General features: G+C 68.0%; 14 protein-coding genes, 2 tRNA genes and 1 riboswitch. Of the genes, 7 read left to right on the top strand and 9 right to left on the bottom strand.

Translation table 11 applies throughout. The features are described 5' to 3' along the window. Positions 1-408: 408 nt before the first annotated feature. The 6 genes from ABZW11_RS22795 to ABZW11_RS22770 all read right to left on the bottom strand — a co-directional run bounded on the left by ABZW11_RS22795 (position 409) and on the right by ABZW11_RS22770 (position 8,553). The gene (locus ABZW11_RS22795) at positions 409-2,973 is read right to left on the bottom strand and encodes a valine--tRNA ligase (RefSeq protein ID WP_355420245.1); all 2,565 of its coding nucleotides are present in this window, start codon (positions 2,971-2,973) and stop codon (positions 409-411) included. Positions 2,974-3,055: 82 nt separating this feature from the next. Then, the gene (clpX, locus tag ABZW11_RS22790; protein WP_043640058.1) at positions 3,056-4,339 is read right to left on the bottom strand and encodes an ATP-dependent Clp protease ATP-binding subunit ClpX; all 1,284 of its coding nucleotides are present in this window, start codon (positions 4,337-4,339) and stop codon (positions 3,056-3,058) included. Positions 4,340-4,523: 184 nt separating this feature from the next. Further along, positions 4,524-5,147, bottom strand: a complete 624-nt coding sequence (locus ABZW11_RS22785) for an ATP-dependent Clp protease proteolytic subunit (RefSeq protein WP_355420241.1) — start codon at positions 5,145-5,147, stop codon at positions 4,524-4,526. An 11-nt stretch (positions 5,148-5,158) separates the two neighbouring features. Then, on the bottom strand, positions 5,159-5,791 hold the full coding sequence (locus tag ABZW11_RS22780) for an ATP-dependent Clp protease proteolytic subunit (protein ID WP_043640066.1): 633 nt from the start codon (positions 5,789-5,791) through the stop codon (positions 5,159-5,161). A gap of 330 nt (positions 5,792-6,121) precedes the next feature. Further along, positions 6,122-7,507, bottom strand: coding sequence for a trigger factor (gene tig, locus ABZW11_RS22775; protein WP_355420238.1), 1,386 nt, complete (start codon positions 7,505-7,507; stop codon positions 6,122-6,124). A 179-nt stretch (positions 7,508-7,686) separates the two neighbouring features. Further along, positions 7,687-8,553 carry a helix-turn-helix transcriptional regulator gene (locus tag ABZW11_RS22770; RefSeq protein WP_355420235.1) on the bottom strand — a complete coding sequence of 289 codons (867 nt, stop codon included), beginning with the start codon at positions 8,551-8,553 and terminating at the stop codon, positions 7,687-7,689. A gap of 234 nt (positions 8,554-8,787) precedes the next feature. Here ABZW11_RS22770 and ABZW11_RS22765 point away from each other — a divergent pair, with 234 nt between their 5' ends. After that, entirely contained in the window at positions 8,788-9,264 is a 477-nt protein-coding gene (locus ABZW11_RS22765) for an ATP-binding protein (RefSeq protein ID WP_355420232.1), read from the top strand. A 16-nt stretch (positions 9,265-9,280) separates the two neighbouring features. Here the strand turns inward: ABZW11_RS22765 and ABZW11_RS22760 are convergent, their stop codons facing one another. The 3 genes from ABZW11_RS22760 to ABZW11_RS22750 all read right to left on the bottom strand — a co-directional run bounded on the left by ABZW11_RS22760 (position 9,281) and on the right by ABZW11_RS22750 (position 10,514). Further along, complete coding sequence (locus ABZW11_RS22760) at positions 9,281-9,781, bottom strand: DinB family protein (protein WP_355420230.1); 501 nt, start codon at positions 9,779-9,781, stop codon at positions 9,281-9,283. Between the two features lie 68 nt (positions 9,782-9,849). Next, positions 9,850-10,251, bottom strand: a complete 402-nt coding sequence (locus ABZW11_RS22755) for a DoxX family protein (protein ID WP_355420227.1) — start codon at positions 10,249-10,251, stop codon at positions 9,850-9,852. Positions 10,252-10,437: 186 nt separating this feature from the next. Then, positions 10,438-10,514, bottom strand: a tRNA-Pro gene (locus tag ABZW11_RS22750). Between the two features lie 89 nt (positions 10,515-10,603). Between ABZW11_RS22750 and ABZW11_RS22745 the strand changes: the two genes are divergently transcribed. The 6 genes from ABZW11_RS22745 to ABZW11_RS22720 all read left to right on the top strand — a co-directional run bounded on the left by ABZW11_RS22745 (position 10,604) and on the right by ABZW11_RS22720 (position 16,085). After that, positions 10,604-10,674: transfer RNA gene (locus ABZW11_RS22745), tRNA-Gly, on the top strand. A gap of 127 nt (positions 10,675-10,801) precedes the next feature. Then, positions 10,802-11,455 carry a uridine kinase gene (locus ABZW11_RS22740; protein WP_355420225.1) on the top strand — a complete coding sequence of 218 codons (654 nt, stop codon included), beginning with the start codon at positions 10,802-10,804 and terminating at the stop codon, positions 11,453-11,455. A 4-nt stretch (positions 11,456-11,459) separates the two neighbouring features. Continuing rightward, complete coding sequence (locus tag ABZW11_RS22735; RefSeq protein WP_355420222.1) at positions 11,460-12,770, top strand: TrpB-like pyridoxal phosphate-dependent enzyme; 1,311 nt, start codon at positions 11,460-11,462, stop codon at positions 12,768-12,770. A 296-nt stretch (positions 12,771-13,066) separates the two neighbouring features. Next, entirely contained in the window at positions 13,067-13,843 is a 777-nt protein-coding gene (locus ABZW11_RS22730) for a DeoR/GlpR family DNA-binding transcription regulator (RefSeq protein WP_355420219.1), read from the top strand. Further along, on the top strand, positions 13,840-14,913 hold the full coding sequence (gene galT, locus ABZW11_RS22725) for a galactose-1-phosphate uridylyltransferase (protein WP_355420216.1): 1,074 nt from the start codon (positions 13,840-13,842) through the stop codon (positions 14,911-14,913). The genes ABZW11_RS22730 and galT overlap by 4 nt, the downstream gene beginning before the upstream one ends. Positions 14,914-14,984: 71 nt before the next feature. After that, positions 14,985-15,123: riboswitch (cyclic di-AMP (ydaO/yuaA leader) on the top strand. A gap of 5 nt (positions 15,124-15,128) precedes the next feature. Continuing rightward, positions 15,129-16,085 (top strand): hypothetical protein, encoded by a 957-nt coding sequence (locus ABZW11_RS22720; protein WP_355420214.1) that lies wholly within the window; start codon positions 15,129-15,131, stop codon positions 16,083-16,085. Positions 16,086-16,586 lie beyond the last annotated feature (501 nt).

Genomic DNA, 16,586 nt, shown 5'->3' with positions numbered 1-16,586 from the left:
CAACCAAAGGAATCCGTCAAAATATGACGGGGTTGTGCATCATGCACTGGCTTTTAACACACTGTTGAGTTCTCAAGAAACGGACGCGTACATCCGCACCAGAATCCTTGGGGGACCCCAGTGCGCGAGGCGCACATTTCATTTCCTTCAGATTACCAGATCCGGACGAATCTTGTCAAACCGCCCGATCCGGGATCATCCGGACTTCGCCCCTCTCGAGGCAACCCTGCTAACTTACTCCAACTTTCGGCTCTTGTCCAACCGCGTGGCGGACGCAACCCGGGGGTTGAGGTTCGTTCACTGGGATGTCAGGACCGATCGGCCCTGCGGTTGAAAACTCTAGCAGCCTCTGAGGCGTGGAAGGTCCACTCTTCGGTAACGAATGGACCTTCCCTGCGTGCGTACCGTCTAAACACCCAGAGCGGCGAGCTGTGCCTCGAGGCGGTCGATGTCCGCGGACGCCTGCTCGGCGCGGCTCCTGACCTTGGCGACCACGTTCTCGGGCGCCTTGGCCATGAACTGCTCGTTGCCCAGCTTGGCCGCCACCTGAGCGGCCTCCTTGCGGGCGGCCGCGAGGTCCTTCTCCAGCCGCTTGCGCTCGGCCGCGACATCGATGGCGCCGGCGGTGTCGAGCTCAACGCTCACGCCGCTCACCGTCAGGCGCGCGGTGGTGCTGAACGACTCGCCGGGGTCGGTGAGGCGCAGCAGCGAGCGTACGGCGCTCTCCTGGCCCGCCAGAGACGTGCCGGCCAGTCCCAGCCGCGCGGCCACCTTCTGGCCCGGCTTGAGCCCCTGATCGGAGCGGAACCGGCGGACTTCCGTCACCAGCTCCTGCAGCGCCTCGATCTCGGCCTCGGCGGCGGGGTCGGTGTAGCGCGGATCGGCCGCGGGCCACGGGGCCACCACGATCGACTCGCCACCGGTGACGGCCCGCCACAACTCCTCGGTCACGAAGGGCACCAGCGGATGCAGCAACCGCAGCAGCGCGTCGAGCACGTGGCCGAGCACCAGCCGGGTGTGCTCCAGGCCCTCGCCGAGCTGGATCTTGGCCAGTTCGAGGTACCAGTCGCACACCTCGTCCCAGGCGAAGTGGTAGAGCAGGTCGGACGCCTTGGCGAACTCGAATTCCTCGAACGCCGCGTCGGCCTGCGTGATCACCGTCTGCAGCCGCGACAGGATCCACCGGTCGGCCGCCGTCAGCTCGGCGCCCTCCAGCGACCCCACAGCCGCGCCGTTCATCAGGGCGAAGCGGGTGGCGTTCCAGATCTTGTTGCAGAAGTTGCGCGAGCCGGCCGCCCACTCCTCGCTCACCGCGACGTCGGCGCCGGGGTTGGCACCGCGCAGGAGCGTGAAGCGGGTGGCGTCGGCGCCGAAGCGATCGACCCAGTCGAGCGGGTCGACCACGTTGCCGAACGACTTCGACATCTTCTTGCCGTATTGGTCGCGGACCATGCCGTGCAGCGCGACGACACGGAACGGCGGCTCGCCGTCCATGGCGTACAGGCCGAACATCATCATCCTGGCGACCCAGAAGAACAGGATGTCGTAGCCCGTCACCAGCACCGAGGTCGGGTAGAAGCGCTCGAGCTCGGGCGTGTAATCGGGCCAGCCCATCGTGGAGAACGGCCACAGGCCGGAGGAGAACCAGGTGTCGAGGACGTCGGAGTCCTGGACGTAACCGGCGGGCGGCTCCTCGTCGGGGCCGACGCAGACGACCTCGCCGCCGGGGCCGTACCAGACCGGGATGCGGTGGCCCCACCACAGCTGGCGGGAGATGCACCAGTCGTGCATGTCGTCGACCCAGTCGAAGTAGCGCTTGGCCATCTCCGGCGGGTGGATGCGGGTGCGCCCGTCGCGCACGGCGTCGCCCGCGGCCTTGGCCAGCGGCGCGACGTTGACGAACCACTGCAGCGACAGCCTCGGCTCGACCACCGTCTTGCAGCGCGAGCAGTGGCCGACGGAGTGGAGGTAGGGGCGCTTCTCGGCGACGACGCGGCCCTCGGCGCGCAGCGCGGCCACCACGGCCGGGCGCGCCTCGAAGCGGTCGAGCCCTTCGAAGGGCCCGTGCGCCGTGATCACGCCGCGCTCGTCCATGACGGTGATCGCCGGCAGGTCGTGCCGGCGGCCGATCTCGAAGTCGTTGGGGTCGTGGGCGGGGGTCACCTTGACGGCGCCGGTGCCGAACGAGGGATCGACGTGCTCGTCGGCGACCACCGGGATCATGCGCCCGGTCAGCGGCACCTCGACCATGGTGCCGACCAGGTGGGCGTAACGCTCGTCGGACGGGTGAACGGCCACGGCGGTGTCGCCGAGCATGGTCTCGGCGCGGGTGGTGGCCACCACGATCTCGTCGGAGTAGCGGATGGAGACGAGCTCGCCTTCGTCCTCGCTGTGCTCGACCTCGATGTCGGACAGCGCGGTCAGGCAGCGCGGGCACCAGTTGATGATGCGCTCGGCGCGGTAGATGAGCCCCTCGTCGAAGAGCTTCTTGAAGATCGTCTGTACGGCTCGCGACAGCCCCGTGTCCATCGTGAACCGCTCACGGGACCAGTCGACGCCGTCGCCGAGCTTGCGCATCTGGCCGAGGATCCGGCCGCCGGACTCCTCCTTCCACTCCCAGACGCGCTCGACGAACGCCTCGCGCCCGAGGTCGTGCCGCGACTTGCCCTCTTTGGCCAGCTCGCGTTCGACGACGTTCTGGGTGGCGATGCCGGCGTGGTCCATGCCGGGCAGCCAGAGCGTCTCGCGCCCCTGCATGCGGGCGCGGCGCGTCAGCGCGTCCTGGATGGAGTGGTCGAGGGCGTGCCCGATGTGCAGCACGCCCGTCACGTTGGGCGGCGGGAGGACGATGCTGTACGGCTCGCGCGAGCTGCCCGGGTCGGCGCGGAAGTAGCCTTCGGATACCCAGCGCTCGTAGCTGCGGGTCTCGACGTCGGCCGGTGTGTATTGAGTAGGCAGCTCTGGCGTTGTCACAGTGACCAATTCTAGGGAGACGGGAAAGCGGAACGCCCCATGGCCGGTGACCACGGGGCGTTGCCGATCTGACTGGTGGCGCTCAGGCCGACTTCTCGCGTGGTGTGCGCTGCTGCTTGGCGGCGAGCTGGTCGCGCGGGACGAGGGTCGGGATCGCGTGCTCGATCACCGATTCGCGGGTGATGACGACGCGGGCGACGTCTTGCCTGGAGGGCACCTCGTACATGACGGACTGGAGCACCTCCTCCAGGATGGCGCGCAGGCCGCGGGCGCCGGTGCCGCGCAGGATCGCCTGGTCGGCGATGGCCTCGAGGGCGCCGTCGGTGAACTCGAGCTCGACGCCGTCGAGCTCGAGAAGCTTGCGGTATTGCTTGACGAGCGCGTTGCGGGGCTCGGTGAGGATCTGGATGAGCGCCTCGCGGTCGAGGTTGTGCACCGAGGTGATGACCGGGAGCCGGCCGACGAACTCGGGGATCATGCCGAACTTGAGCAGGTCTTCCGGCATCACGTCGCCGAAGATGTCGGCCGTGTCGACCTCTTCCTTCGAGCGGATGATGGCGTTGAAGCCGATGCCCTTCTTGCCGATGCGCGACTCGATGATCTTTTCCAGACCGGCGAACGCCCCACCGCAGATGAACAGCACGTTGGTGGTGTCGATCTGGATGAACTCCTGGTGCGGGTGCTTGCGGCCGCCCTGCGGAGGCACCGAGGCGGTCGTGCCCTCCAGTATCTTCAGCAGCGCCTGCTGCACGCCCTCACCGGACACGTCGCGCGTGATCGACGGGTTTTCGCTCTTACGGGCGATCTTGTCGACCTCGTCGATGTAGATGATGCCGGTCTCGGCCTTCTTGACGTCGTAGTCGGCGGCCTGAATGAGCTTGAGCAGGATGTTCTCGACATCCTCGCCGACGTAGCCGGCCTCCGTGAGCGCGGTGGCGTCGGCGATGGCGAAGGGCACGTTGAGCATCTTCGCCAGGGTCTGCGCCAGCAGCGTCTTGCCCGAACCCGTGGGCCCGAGCAGCAGGATGTTGCTCTTGGCCAGCTCGAGACCGTCGTCTCTGCCCCGGTCGCCCGACTGCACCCGCTTGTAGTGGTTGTACACCGCCACCGAGAGAGCCTTCTTCGCCTTGTCCTGACCGATGACGTAGGCGTCGAGGAACTCGTAGATCTCCCTCGGCTTGGGCAGGTTGTCCCACTTGAGCTCGGAAGACTCGGACAGCTCCTCCTCGATGATCTCGTTGCAGAGATCGATGCACTCATCGCAGATGTAGACGCCTGGACCGGCAATGAGCTTCTTGACTTGCTTCTGACTCTTCCCGCAGAAAGAGCACTTCAGCAGGTCTCCCCCGTCGCCGATGCGTGCCACCCCAGATACTCCTTTGCGTGGGACCGCCCTGCTCACGAGAGCAGTGTCTCCGGACATTCTCCGGACTAGGCCGAACCGCTCAGGTTTCGACGTTACCGTCTTCTGGGCCCTCAGTGAGCCCCCTAGCGGCGAGTCGCACCGGAACGTGCCCTATTGGGCAGCGCCCCGGTGCGTCACGTCTCGTCTAGGAAGCCACGGCCTGAGCTCGCTTCTTCCTGGACGGGATGATGTCGTCGATCAGACCATACGCCTTTGCCTCGTCCGCGTTGAGAATTTTGTCGCGTTCGATGTCCTTGCGGATGTCGGCGGAGGGCTTGCCCGTGTGGCGGGCCACGATGTCCTCCAGCAGCGTGCGCATGCGGAGGATCTCGCGGGCCTGGATCTCGATGTCGCTTCCCTGGCCGCCGCCCTCGGTGGACGGCTGGTGGATCAGCACCCGGGCGTTGGGCAGCGCGAACCGCTTGCCCGGGGTGCCGCCGGCCAGCAGCACGGCCGCGGCGGAGGCGGCCTGGCCGAGGCAGACGGTCTGGATCTCCGGCCGGACGAACTGCATCGTGTCGTAGATCGCCGTCATGGCGGTGAAGGAGCCGCCGGGCGAGTTGATGTAGATGCTGATGTCACGGTCGGGGTCGAGCGACTCCAGCGTCAGCAGCTGGGCCATCACGTCGTTGGCCGACGCGTCGTCGATCTGCACTCCGAGGAAGATGATGCGGTCCTCGAAGAGCTTGTTGTACGGGTTCATCTCCTTCACGCCGTATGACGTGCGCTCGACGAAGGAGGGGAGAACGTAACGGCTCTGGATGTTCATGTCAGCTCCCCCTAGGAGACCGGGCCCGCGGAGGGCACCTGACGCGCGCTGCGCACCACGTGGTCGATGAAGCCGTAGTCCTTGGCCTCCTCGGCCGTGAACCAGCGGTCACGGTCGGAGTCGGACTCGATCTGCTCCAGCGGCTGCCCGGTGTGGAACGCGATGCGCTCGGCCAGCGTCTTCTTCACATAGAGCATCTGCTCGGCCTGGATGGCGATGTCGGCGGCGGTGCCACCGATGCCGCCGGACGGCTGGTGCATCATCACCCGGGCGTGCGGCAGAGCGTAGCGCTTGCCCCGCGCCCCGGCCGTGAGCAGGAACTGCCCCATCGATGCCGCCATGCCCATCACCACAGTGGAAACGTCATTGGGCACGTATTCCATCATGTCGTAAATGGCCATGCCGGCACTCACCGAGCCACCCGGCGAGTTGATGTAGAGCGTGATGTCGCGCTCGGGGTCGTCGGCCGCGAGCAGCAGCAGCTCGGCGCAGATGCGGTTGGCGATCTCGTCGTTGACCTCCTGCCCGAGCACGATGATGCGCTCGCGGAGCAGGCGCTGGTAGAGCTGGTCCTCAAGCCGGAAGGCGGAGCCGTTCTCACGGCCTCGAGACTCAGGCTGATAGAAGGTCGGCGGGCTGGTCACAGCGTCACCTTCCGATGCGTCGTAATCGATTGGCTTTGCTTGTGACCTTAACGCGCGCTGCCTACAGCTCATGCCCGGTCCCTGGTGCTGTTCGCTGACGGCGCATGTTCGGGCGTCGCGTTTGCCGTTGTTCCCGGCGGCTTTCGTGTCTTTACGAGCGGTTCCGCGGAAGCGCTGAGACGGCCCCTGAGGCGGTCGGACACCCGAGTCGGCTCTCGTACGCCGTTAGCGCCCGCGGCGCGTGCTGGGCTGCCTCAGCGCCGGTGGAGGGGCGGGCACGCGAAAGCCCCCGGGAGATCCCAGGGGCCTTCGCGTGAAAGCGGTGAGGCGTCAGGCCTCGGGCTTGGCGTCCTCGGCGGACTCGTCCTCGCCCTCCTCGACGACCTGCTCACCGTTGATCTCGGTGTAGATCGCCTTGAGGTCGACCTCGTTGCCGTCGGTGTCGACGACCTTGGCGGCGTCGCCCAGGACCGACTTGGCCTTGTCGCGCACGATCTCGACCATGGCCAGCGTCAGCTGGTCGTTGTCGGCGAGGTGCTGGGCCAGCTCGTTGGGCTGCACGCCCATCTCCATGGCGCGGCGCACGACGAAGTTGGTCAGCTCCTGCTCGGAGACGCCCAGCTCCTCGGCCTTGACGATCTTGTCGAGCACGAAGCCGACCTTGATGGCGCGCGCGGAGTTCTTCTCGAACTCCTCGAAGCGCTCCTCCTCCGTCGTCTGGTAGAGGCGGAAGAAGGCGTCGCGGCTGAGGCCGCTCTCGGCGATCTGGTGGTCGAGGTTGTGCTTGCGGGCGTCGACCTCGGCCTTGAGCGCGCTGTCGGGCAGCGGGATGTCGATCTTCTCGAGCAGCGCGTCGAGGGACTTCTCGCGGGCCTGGACGACCTGGTCGATCAGCTTGTTGCGGCGGGCCTGCTCGCGGATGCTGGCCTTGAGCTCGTCGAGCGTGTCGAACTCGCTGGCGAGCTGGGCGAACTCGTCGTCGAGCTCGGGCAGCACCTTCTCCTTGACCGACTTGACGTTGATGATCACGTCGGCCTCGTCGCCGGCGTTCTCGCCGCCGACCAGCTCGGTCTTGAAGCTCTTCTCCTCGCCCGCGGACATGCCCTCGAGCGCGGCGTCGAGACCCTGCAGCACGGAGCCGGCGCCGACTTCGTAGGAGACCTCGTTGGCCTGCTGCTCCTCGATGTTCTGGCCGTCGATCTCGGCACGCAGGTCCATCACGACGAAGTCGCCGGTGGCGGCGGGCCGCTCGACGCCGGTGAGCGTGGCGAACCGCTGGCGAAGCGCGTCGAGCTGGGCGTCGACGTCTTCGTCGGAGACCTCGGCGGAGTCGACCGTGACCTCGATGCCCTGGTAGTCGGGGACGTCGAAGTTGGGCCGGATGTCGACCTCGGCGGTGAACTCGATCTGCTCACCGTCGTCGATCTTCGTCACCTCGATGTCCGGCTGGCTGACCGGGAACACGTCGACCTCGTCGACGGCCTGGCCGTACAGCTTGGGCACCGCGTCGTTGAGGGTCTCCTCCAGCACTACCGCCCGGCCGAAGCGCTGCTCGATGATGCGGGCCGGAACCTTGCCAGGCCGGAACCCGGGGACGCGCACCTGCTGCGCGACCTTCTTGTACGCCGCATCCATGCTCGGGCGCAGCTCGTCGAACGGCACCTCGACAGTGAGCTTGACCCGGGTCGGGCTGAGCTCCTCGACAGCGGTCTTCACGGAATGGTCTCCTTGATCAAGCTACGAGTGATCGCGGGCGCGTCCATTCGGTACGGCTCACGCGCCGCGCCCACATGAGCGGTGTTGGGCATGCTCCGCCACGGCGGCATCCAACGCCGATGGCCAGTCTAGGGCAGATGCACACCCAACCACGACGCCACCGCTACGAGAAACGCGAGTCAGAACTCGTCCGCGATCGTCCTCAACAGCTCGATCGTCTCATCCGGGGTGGTGCTCACGGCGCACAACCGCTCCATCACCTCGGTGTATCGGTCCACATCCTCACGCTTGTCCAGGTAGAGCGCGCTGGCCAGCTGCTCCACGTACACGACGTCGGGCAGGTCGGTGTCGGGGAAGCGCAGGATGCTGAACGCGCCTCCTTCCGCGCTGTGCCCGCCGAAGCTGAACGGCATGATCTGGATGGTGATGTTCGGCTGGCGCATGAGGTCGATGAGGTGCTCGATCTGCGCCTTCATCACCTCGATCCCGCCGATGGGCCGCCTGAGCGCGGCCTCGTCGATCACCGCCCAGAAGACGGGCCCGTCGGGCCTGTCGAACATGCGCTGGCGCTCCAGACGCAGGTCCACCCTCCTGGCGATCTCCTCCGCCCCGATGCCCGCCGCCCCGGCGGTCACCACAGCCCTCGCGTACTCCTTGGTCTGCAACAGTCCCGGCACGAACTGGACTTCGTAGGTCCTGATCCTGGCGGCGGCCTCCTCGAGGCCGACGTACGCCTGGAACCACGTGGGCAGGACGTCGTTGAACCGGTGCCACCAGCCCGGCTCGTTGGCGGTGGAGACCAGATCGAGTACGGCGGCACGGGCCTGCTGATCCATGACCCCGTACAAGGTCAGCAGGTCCGCCACGTCGCGTTCTTTGAACCCCACCCGGCCGAGTTCCATCCGGCTGATCTTGGATTCCGACCCGCGGATGATGTGGCCGGCCTCCTCACGAGTGACGTTCTTCGCTTCCCTGAGCTTGCGCAGCTGGGAGCCCAGGAGGATGCGCAGCGCCGTCGGTCCGGAACCCGGCTGGTTCTGCGTCACTTTGCCTCCTATCAAGGTCCGCACACACAGTGACACCACACTGCCGGGTATGACAAGGTCTCAACCGGGTGTCCGATTCCATGACTTTTGACCCGAAAACGCCGCTTGCGCCTGCACATTGCACCTGCACGTGCATTTGGGTCTTGCAGCTGCCGCGTTCGTGACCCATGATGGCTTAGTGCATATTGGGCCATACATGCACTGACCAAGGCTTTACGGGGAGGTATCGGCAGCATGGTGGAGGACCCTCTGGCCACTGCCGACTGCCTGCAGATCACCCGTGAGGTGGGCTTCGATCACCTGCTCATGGGCGGTAAGCCGTACACCACCGCATGCCCGCTCCCCTTCCAGGCCGACTCGGTCAAGACCGCACGGGACGTGACCCGCTCGACCTTGCGCGGCTGGGGCCTGCACGAGCTGAGCGACGACGCCGCCCTGGTGGTCTCCGAGCTGGTCACCAACGCCGTCAGGTACGCGATGTACGCCGCTGGGCGGCGCGAGATCGAGCTCTTGCTGATGCGGGTGACGCCGCACGTGCTGCTGGCCGTGGCCGACCCGAGCGACGAGGTGCCGACGCCCAAGGAGCCCGACTTCATCTCCGAGAACGGGCGCGGGCTCTACATCGTCGAGACCTACAGCCAGTGCTGGGGCTGGGACCCGCTGGCGCGCGGCGGCAAGGCCGTCTGGGCGCTGTTCCGCGCCGACGCCTGAACCGCCGCTCTCTCCGCTACTCGCCTATCACTCCGTCGATGCGCTCGCGCAGCAAGTCGGCGTGGCCGTTGTGGCGGGCGTACTCCTCGATCATGTGCACCAGGATGTAGCGGTGCGTGCAGTCGCGCCCCTTACGGTCGCCGACGGCGTCGAGCGGCTTGGCGGCCGAGATGGCGCGGGCGTGCTCGATCTCCTCCTGCCAGGTGGCGAACGCCTCCTTCACCGAGGCGGTGTCCACCTCGTTGAAGTCGGCGTCGTTGTCGCGGTCCTTGTCCCAGAGTTTGGGCAGGTCCTCGCCGTTGAGCACGTTGCGGAACCAGACGCGTTCGACGTGGGCCATGTGCCTGACGAGGCCGAGCAGGGACAACTCGGACGGCTCCGCCGAGCGCAGGCGCAGCTGGTCGTCCGTGAGACCGGCGCACTTGACGGCTAGGGTGCCGCGGTGCCATTCGAGCCAGTTGCCGAGCATGGTGCGCTCGTCGCCGGTCAGGGGAGGGATGGTTCTGGTGTCGGTCACGCTGACCGACCTTATCCCGATTTATCACTATTTCTGGTGCTGACGCCGGCGAACAGCTCCATGGCCCCTCAGCGCCCGGCGACCAGCGCCCACAGGCGCGCCGTCGCGTCCCTGCGACCCCAGGCGATCACCGCGCACAGGACGAGCACGGCAAGCGGCAGCACCGGCAGCCCGCCGAACAGGAGCACCTCCGTCAGCGCCGCGCACGCCGTGAGCGCCACGAGCGCCAGCGCCGCCACGCCCGCGAGCACCGGCACCACCAGCCCTGCCGCCCCTGCCACCTCCAGGACCCCGGTCAGGTGACGGAACCAGTCACCCCACCCGATCGCCTCGAACGTGGACGCGGCCGGCTCGCTCCCGGTGAACTTCCCCAGCGCACTCATGATGAAGAACCCCGCCACCGCGACCTGCAGCACCCACAGCACGACGTTGGCGACCCGTCCGGAGCCGCGTCTCTGTACGACCGTCATGCTCTCTCCCCTCGATCGGCTACCTCCGACGCTAGAAGCGCCGGCGTAGGGGGAGAATCGCGCCAGCTACCCGATGGGGTGCACCTACCTACACCGTTCTGCTCAAGGCCGGTCGGTGACGTGGGTAGCGCCAGTGTGCTTCTGAAGCACGACAGGCCCCTCCCTATCCGGGATGGGCCTTCGAGCTGGTCGGGGCGACAGGATTTGAACCTGCGACTTCTTGCTCCCAAAGCAAGCGCGCTGCCAAGCTGCGCCACGCCCCGTCTCGCCGAGTGCGCATACGCTCCGGGACTCCGGTACGCTTACGCCCTGACGACCGGATGAAGTCTAGACCAGAGTTCGACCGGTTCGCGCGGACGTAGCTCAATGGTAGAGCCCTAGTCTTCCAAACTAGCTACGCGGGTTCGATTCCCGTCGTCCGCTCTCTACGGCGAAAAGGCCAGGTCAGCCCCACCCGGGGTGCCTGGCCTTCCTCATGTCCGCACCCTTGCTCGATCGTGGTGAAGTGGCCGCGGGCGTCATGAAAGCGCGGGCTCGTAGGGTGGAGGCGATGCGTGCGCGACCGATCTCCCGTGAAGCTCTCGTCGAGGAGCTGGCCGAGCTGATCTCCGGCCGTCCGCCCGCCGATCGCGTCCGGGTGGCCGTCGACGGTGCGCCGGCGGCGCGGCCCGAGGAGCTGGCCGACGAGCTGGTCGCGCCGCTGCGGCTGCGCGGGCGGCCGGTGGTGCGGGTGTCGGCAGGCGACTTCCTGCGACCGGCCTCGTTGCGGCTGGAGTACGGCAGGACCGACCCCGACGCCTTCTACGACGACTGGCTGGACGTGAAGGCCCTGCGCAGGGAGGTCCTGGACGCGAGCGAGACCGGCCGGGTGCTGCCGGCGCTGTGGGACAGCTCCATCGACCGGGCCTACCGGGCGGCGTACGAGGAGCTGCCGCCCGGCGGGGTGGTGCTGGTCGACGGGACGCTGCTGCTGGGGCGCGGGCTGGCGTTCGAGGTGAGCGTGCACCTGTGGCTGTCGCGGGGCGCGCTCGAACGCGGCACGCCGGTGGACGAGCGGTGGCGGCTGCCCGCGTACGAGCGGTACGAGCGCGAGGCCGACCCGCAGCGCGGCGCGGACGTGGTGGTGCGATCGGACCATCCGGCGCGCCTCGCCGTGCTGGTGCCCGACGGTACTGGTACGCGCGGACGCGGCGGCGCACACTGAGGCGATGATCCCCAGCAACTGGTACAACATCATCCCTGACCTGCCCGCACCGCCTCCGCCGCCGCTGCATCCCGGCACGCGGCAGCCCGTGGGCCCCGACGACCTCGCGCCGCTCTTCCCGATGGAGCTGATCGGGCAGGAGGTGAGCGGCGAGCGGTTCGTGCCGATCCCGCAGGAGGTGCTGGACGTCTACCGGCTGTGGCGGCCCACGCCGCTGATGCGGGCGCGCCGGCTGGAGAAGGCGCTGGGCACGCCGGCCAGGATCTACTACAAGTACGAGGGCGTCTCCCCGGCGGGCTCGCACAAGCCGAACACGGCGGTGCCGCAGGCGTACTACAACGCGCGCGAGGGGGTGCGCCTGCTCACCACGGAGACGGGCGCGGGGCAGTGGGGTTCTGCGCTGGCGTTCGCGTGCTCCCAGTTCGATCTGGAGTGCCGGATCTGGATGGTCCGGGCATCGTACGACCAGAAGCCGTACCGGCGCTCGCTCATGCAGGTGTACGGCGCGACCGTGCACGCGAGCCCCTCCCCCGTGACCGGGGCGGGCAGCAAGGTGCTGGCCGACGACCCCGACTCGCCCGGCAGCCTGGGCATCGCGATCAGCGAGGCGGTGGAGGTGGCCGGCGCGAATCCCGACGCCCGCTACGCGCTCGGCTCGGTGCTCAACCACGTGCTCATGCACCAGACGGTGATCGGCGAGGAGGCGCTCGCGCAGCTGCCCGAGATGCCGGACCTGGTGATCGGCTGCACCGGCGGCGGCTCGAACTTCGCCGGCCTGTCGTTCCCGTTCCTGCGGGAGAAGCTGGCGGGGCGGCTGGCGACGGAGTTCAGGGCGGTCGAGCCGGCGGCCTGCCCGTCGTTCACGCGCGGCGCGTACGCCTACGACTTCGGCGACACGGCCGGGTTCACGCCGCTGCTGAAGATGCACACGCTGGGCCACTCGTTCGTGCCGGACCCGATCCACGCGGGCGGCCTGCGCTATCACGGCATGTCGCCGCTGCTGTCGCACATGTACGAGCTGGGCCTGTTCGAGGCGGTGACCCGGTCGCAGCGGGAATGTTTCGCGGCCGGCGTACGGTTCGCGCGCACCGAGGGCATCCTGCCGGCGCCCGAGCCCACGCACGCGCTGGCGGAGACCATCGCGGAGGCGCTGCGCTGCAAGGAGAGCGGCGAGGAGAAGGTGATCCTGACGGCGCTGTGCGGTCACGGCCACTTCGACCTGGCCGCCTACGACCGCTATCTGGCCGATGAGCTGGAGGACTACTCGCTGCCGCAGGAGCGCATCGACCTGGCGCTCACGGAACTGCCCGGATAGGGGCTGCACGGATAGGGGCTGCACGGATAGGGGCTGCGATAGGCCGCCGGGTGGCCGCGCGGGCGGCCACCCGGCAGGTCAGCGCGCGGTGGGGCGCTTGCCGTGGTTGGCCTTCTTCTTCTTGCGTGCCCTGCCCTTACGTGCGCGTCTGGCCATGAGCTCGCCTCCGCTTGATCGGCACCGGTTGCGCCTTCAACGTCTCCCGGCACGCTGACCAGCGCAAGCGTTCCGCACGAACTAACATTCCCCAACAAATCCGTGTCATAATTTGGTGGAATGTGTTGGAAGGAGCGGGTGTGCTCGCACAGCAGCGTCAGCAGGCGATCCTCGAACGCGTCCGCAGCAACGGCGGCGTACGGGTGGCCGACCTCGTACGCGAGCTCGGCGTCTCCGACATGACCATCAGGCGCGACCTCGAGGTGCTGGCCGAGCGCGGCCTGCTGGAGAAGGTGCACGGCGGCGCGACCGCCCTGGGCCCCGGCTCGACCGAGGAGCCCGGCTTCACCGCCAAGTCGGCCCGCCAGCAGCAGGAGAAGGAGGCCATCGCCCGGCAGGCGGCCACGCTCGTCCGCCCCGGCACGGCCGTCGCGCTGTCGGCGGGCACCACCACGTGGGCGCTGGCGCACCACCTGATCGGCGTGCCCGAGCTGACCGTGATCACCAATTCGATCCCGGTCGCCGAGGTCTTCCACCGCAACCCGCGCGCCGACCGGACGGTCGTGCTGACGGGTGGCGTGCGCACGCCGTCCGACGCGCTGGTGGGGCCGGTCGCGGTGGCCGCGATCCGTCGCCTGCACGTCGACACGCTCTTCCTCGGCGTGCACGGGATGAGCGTCCGGGCCGGGTTCACCACGCCCAACCTGCTGGAGTCGGAGACCGACAGGGAGCTGGTGGCGGCGGCGACCCGGCTGGTCGTCCCCGCCGACCACACGAAGTGGAACACCGTGGGCATCAGCACGATCGCGGAGCTGAGCGAGGCCGACGTGGTCGTCAGCGACGCGGGCCTGCCCGAGGAAGCACGCACTGAGCTGGCCGAACGGGTCGGCGAACTGATCATCGCGGAGGGCTCGTGAAGCGCACCATCACCCATCTCGCCGACGGACGGGAGCTGATCTACTTCGACCGGCGCGACGACGCCGACAGGAGCGCGATCGACCGCCGGCCCCTCGAGCCCCGGCCGCCGGCCTCCGAGCTGCGCTACGACCCGCTGACCGAGGAGTGGATCGCGATCGCGGGGCACCGGCAGACGCGGACGTTCCTGCCCACGGGCGGCACGGCCGAGTGCCCGTTGTGCCCGTCGACCGACGAGCGGTCGACGGAGATCCCGTCGTACGACTACGACGTGGTCGTGTTCGAGAACCGCTTCCCCTCTTTTTCCGGAAATTTGGGGACTTATGAGGATGTGGGCGGGCTGAGTGGGGTCCGGCCGGGAGTGGGGCGGTGTGAGGTGGTGTGCTTCACCTCCGACCACGACTCCTCCTTCTCCAGGCTCTCCGACGACCAGGTGGAGCTGGTCATGGAGGCGTGGGCCGACCGCACGGCGGAGCTGTCCGCCATCGAGGGCGTCGAGCAGGTCTTCTGCTTCGAGAACCGGGGCGAGGAGATCGGCATCACCATCGCCCACCCGCACGGCCAGATCTACGCCTACCCGTACGTCACGCCGAGGACGAAGCTGCAGCTCGGCGCCGCGCAGCGGTACAACGGCAACCTGTTCGCCGACGTGCTGGCCGCCGAGCGGGCCGCGGGCACGCGGGTGGTGGCCGCGAACGAGCTGTGGACGGCCTTCGTGCCCGCCGCGGCGCGCTGGCCGTTCGAGGTGCACGTATATCCGCACCGGCAGGTGCCCGACCTGGCGGCGCTGACGGAGGCGGAGCGGGCCGCGTTCGCACCGCTCTACACCTCGGTGCTGCGGGCGTTCGACGGGCTGTTCGGGGTCGTGATGCCGTACATCTCGGCCTGGCACCAGGCACCGGTGCGCACGGGGAGGGAGCTGGCGTACCTGCACCTGGAGCTGTTCAGCATCAGGCGGGCGCCGAACAAGCTCAAGTACCTGGCCGGCTCGGAGTCGGCGATGGGGGCGTTCGTGAACGACGTACGCCCGGAGGAAGCGGCGCGTATGCTCCGGTCACAGATTGATCACTAATAGATTTCTACTTAAGGTCGCATGACTCGTGATCTACCACTAATATCCCCATATGCGGCGGCCGTAACCCGGCCGACCGCCCGCCTAATCCCGGGCGCGTCGCCCGGGAGCCGGGGACCCAATCCGCACCTTGGGGTGAATCCGCGACAGCGGTAGGGAGCTCCATGCCCGAACCCGTCAGCTAACCCGGCCGGCAGAGGGAGAGGAACTCTTACGTGGCGGCTTCGTCCCCCGCGAAACTTGCCATCGGTCTCGTCACCGCCGCCGCCCTCGCCATCCTCCCGGCGAACGTCGCGACGGCCGCGCCCAAACCGACCGAGTCCGAGCTCCGCGCCCAGCTCAAGCAGCTCAACAACAAGGTCGACAAGCTCATCGAGAAGTACAACCTGAAGCGGGTCGAGCTGGCCGAGGCGCAGGAGGCCGCCAAGAACGCCCAGGCCAAGCTGGCCGCCGCCGAGCAGACGCTGGCCGCGGCCGAGCAGCGGGTCGCCGAGATCGCCCGCCTGCGCTACCAGAACATCGACCCGTCGCTGCCCGGCTTCATGCTGCCCAGCAACGGCGGCAGCGCGGCCCTGCTCGAACAGCTCACCGCCGAGCAGCAGGCCGTCGTGCAGAGCGTGGCCCAGGCCCGTGACGAGCGCAAGAAGGCCAGCGAGGAGGCCGCCGCGCTGACGGCCAAGATCAAGTCGGACGCCGCCACGGTCGCCGGCCAGCGCCGCGAGGCCGAGGACGTCATCAAGGACATCGAGAAGAAGCTGCAGGACCTGGTGCCGGTCGCCACGGGCCGCAAGTCCAACGGCACGTGGGCGCCCGAGCTGCCCGGCGGCACCGACAACATCACCCCGCGTACGCGGCTGATGAAGGCCCAGGTGGAGAAGAACTTCGCGCTGCCGTTCACGGTGGGCTGCTTCCGCGGGGGCTCCAGCGGCGAGCACCCGCTCGGCCGGGCCTGCGACTTCATGATGAGCACCGGCGGCAGCATGCCCACGGCCGCCAACAACGCGCTCGGCGACCGCCTCGCGGAGTGGGCGCTGCAGAACAAGGACAAGCTCGGCGTGAAGTACGTGATCTGGAAGCAGCGCATCAACTCCGGCAGCGGCTGGCGCACGATGTCCGACCGCGGCAGCATCACCGAGAACCACTACGACCACGTGCACATCTCGATGAACTGAAAAGGGGACGAATAGCACCTGATGCGCTTTTCGCACTCTGAAGAAGGCGTTTCAGCCGGTCGTCGGGTCTGCGAGGGTGGCGTCCTCCAAGGTCGTTCTGTGCGTTGGCACGTGGCCAATTGCCGGCCAATTTCCGGGTTGGCCGGACGGTGTACGGGCACGCCCACGGACTCACCGAGCTCAGCCTCGGCGCCGCGAACGTCGTTCTTCCCGGTCCGCTCGCAGACCTGATCAACCAACATCCCACCCCGCGCAGCGATGGCACCGCTCGCCACCTCCACGACGGAACCTGCCTATTCCCCGGCCGTCTCCTCCACCCCACCAGCTTTGACCGCGCTGCTCGGCACCGTCCTGCGACGCGGCGGGCGCCCGATCGGCAACGTCTGGAGCTTCGGTCCCTGACGACGCGCTGCCCGGATGGATTCAACCCGATTGAGGCCGATCCTGACGGCTGCCATTCACGCACTCCGAAAAGACTCTCCGCCAGTACGAAAGAGGTAT

It is taken from the genome of Nonomuraea sp. NPDC004580 (genome assembly GCF_040609855.1).
GTDB lineage: Bacteria > Actinomycetota > Actinomycetes > Streptosporangiales > Streptosporangiaceae > Nonomuraea > Nonomuraea salmonea.
The sequence above is the reverse complement of the archived record's forward strand: the minus strand, read 5'-3'. Positions and strand labels throughout refer to the sequence as shown.

Coding starts and splice junctions, on each gene's coding strand:
- ABZW11_RS22765 (WP_355420232.1), top strand. CDS start 8,788: ATGGTGGAGGACCCTCTGGCCACTGCCGACTGCCTGCAGATCACCCGT.
- ABZW11_RS22735 (WP_355420222.1), top strand. CDS start 11,460: ATGATCCCCAGCAACTGGTACAACATCATCCCTGACCTGCCCGCACCG.
- ABZW11_RS22740 (WP_355420225.1), top strand. CDS start 10,802: ATGCGTGCGCGACCGATCTCCCGTGAAGCTCTCGTCGAGGAGCTGGCC.
- ABZW11_RS22755 (WP_355420227.1), bottom strand. CDS start 10,251: ATGACGGTCGTACAGAGACGCGGCTCCGGACGGGTCGCCAACGTCGTG.
- ABZW11_RS22785 (WP_355420241.1), bottom strand. CDS start 5,147: ATGAACATCCAGAGCCGTTACGTTCTCCCCTCCTTCGTCGAGCGCACG.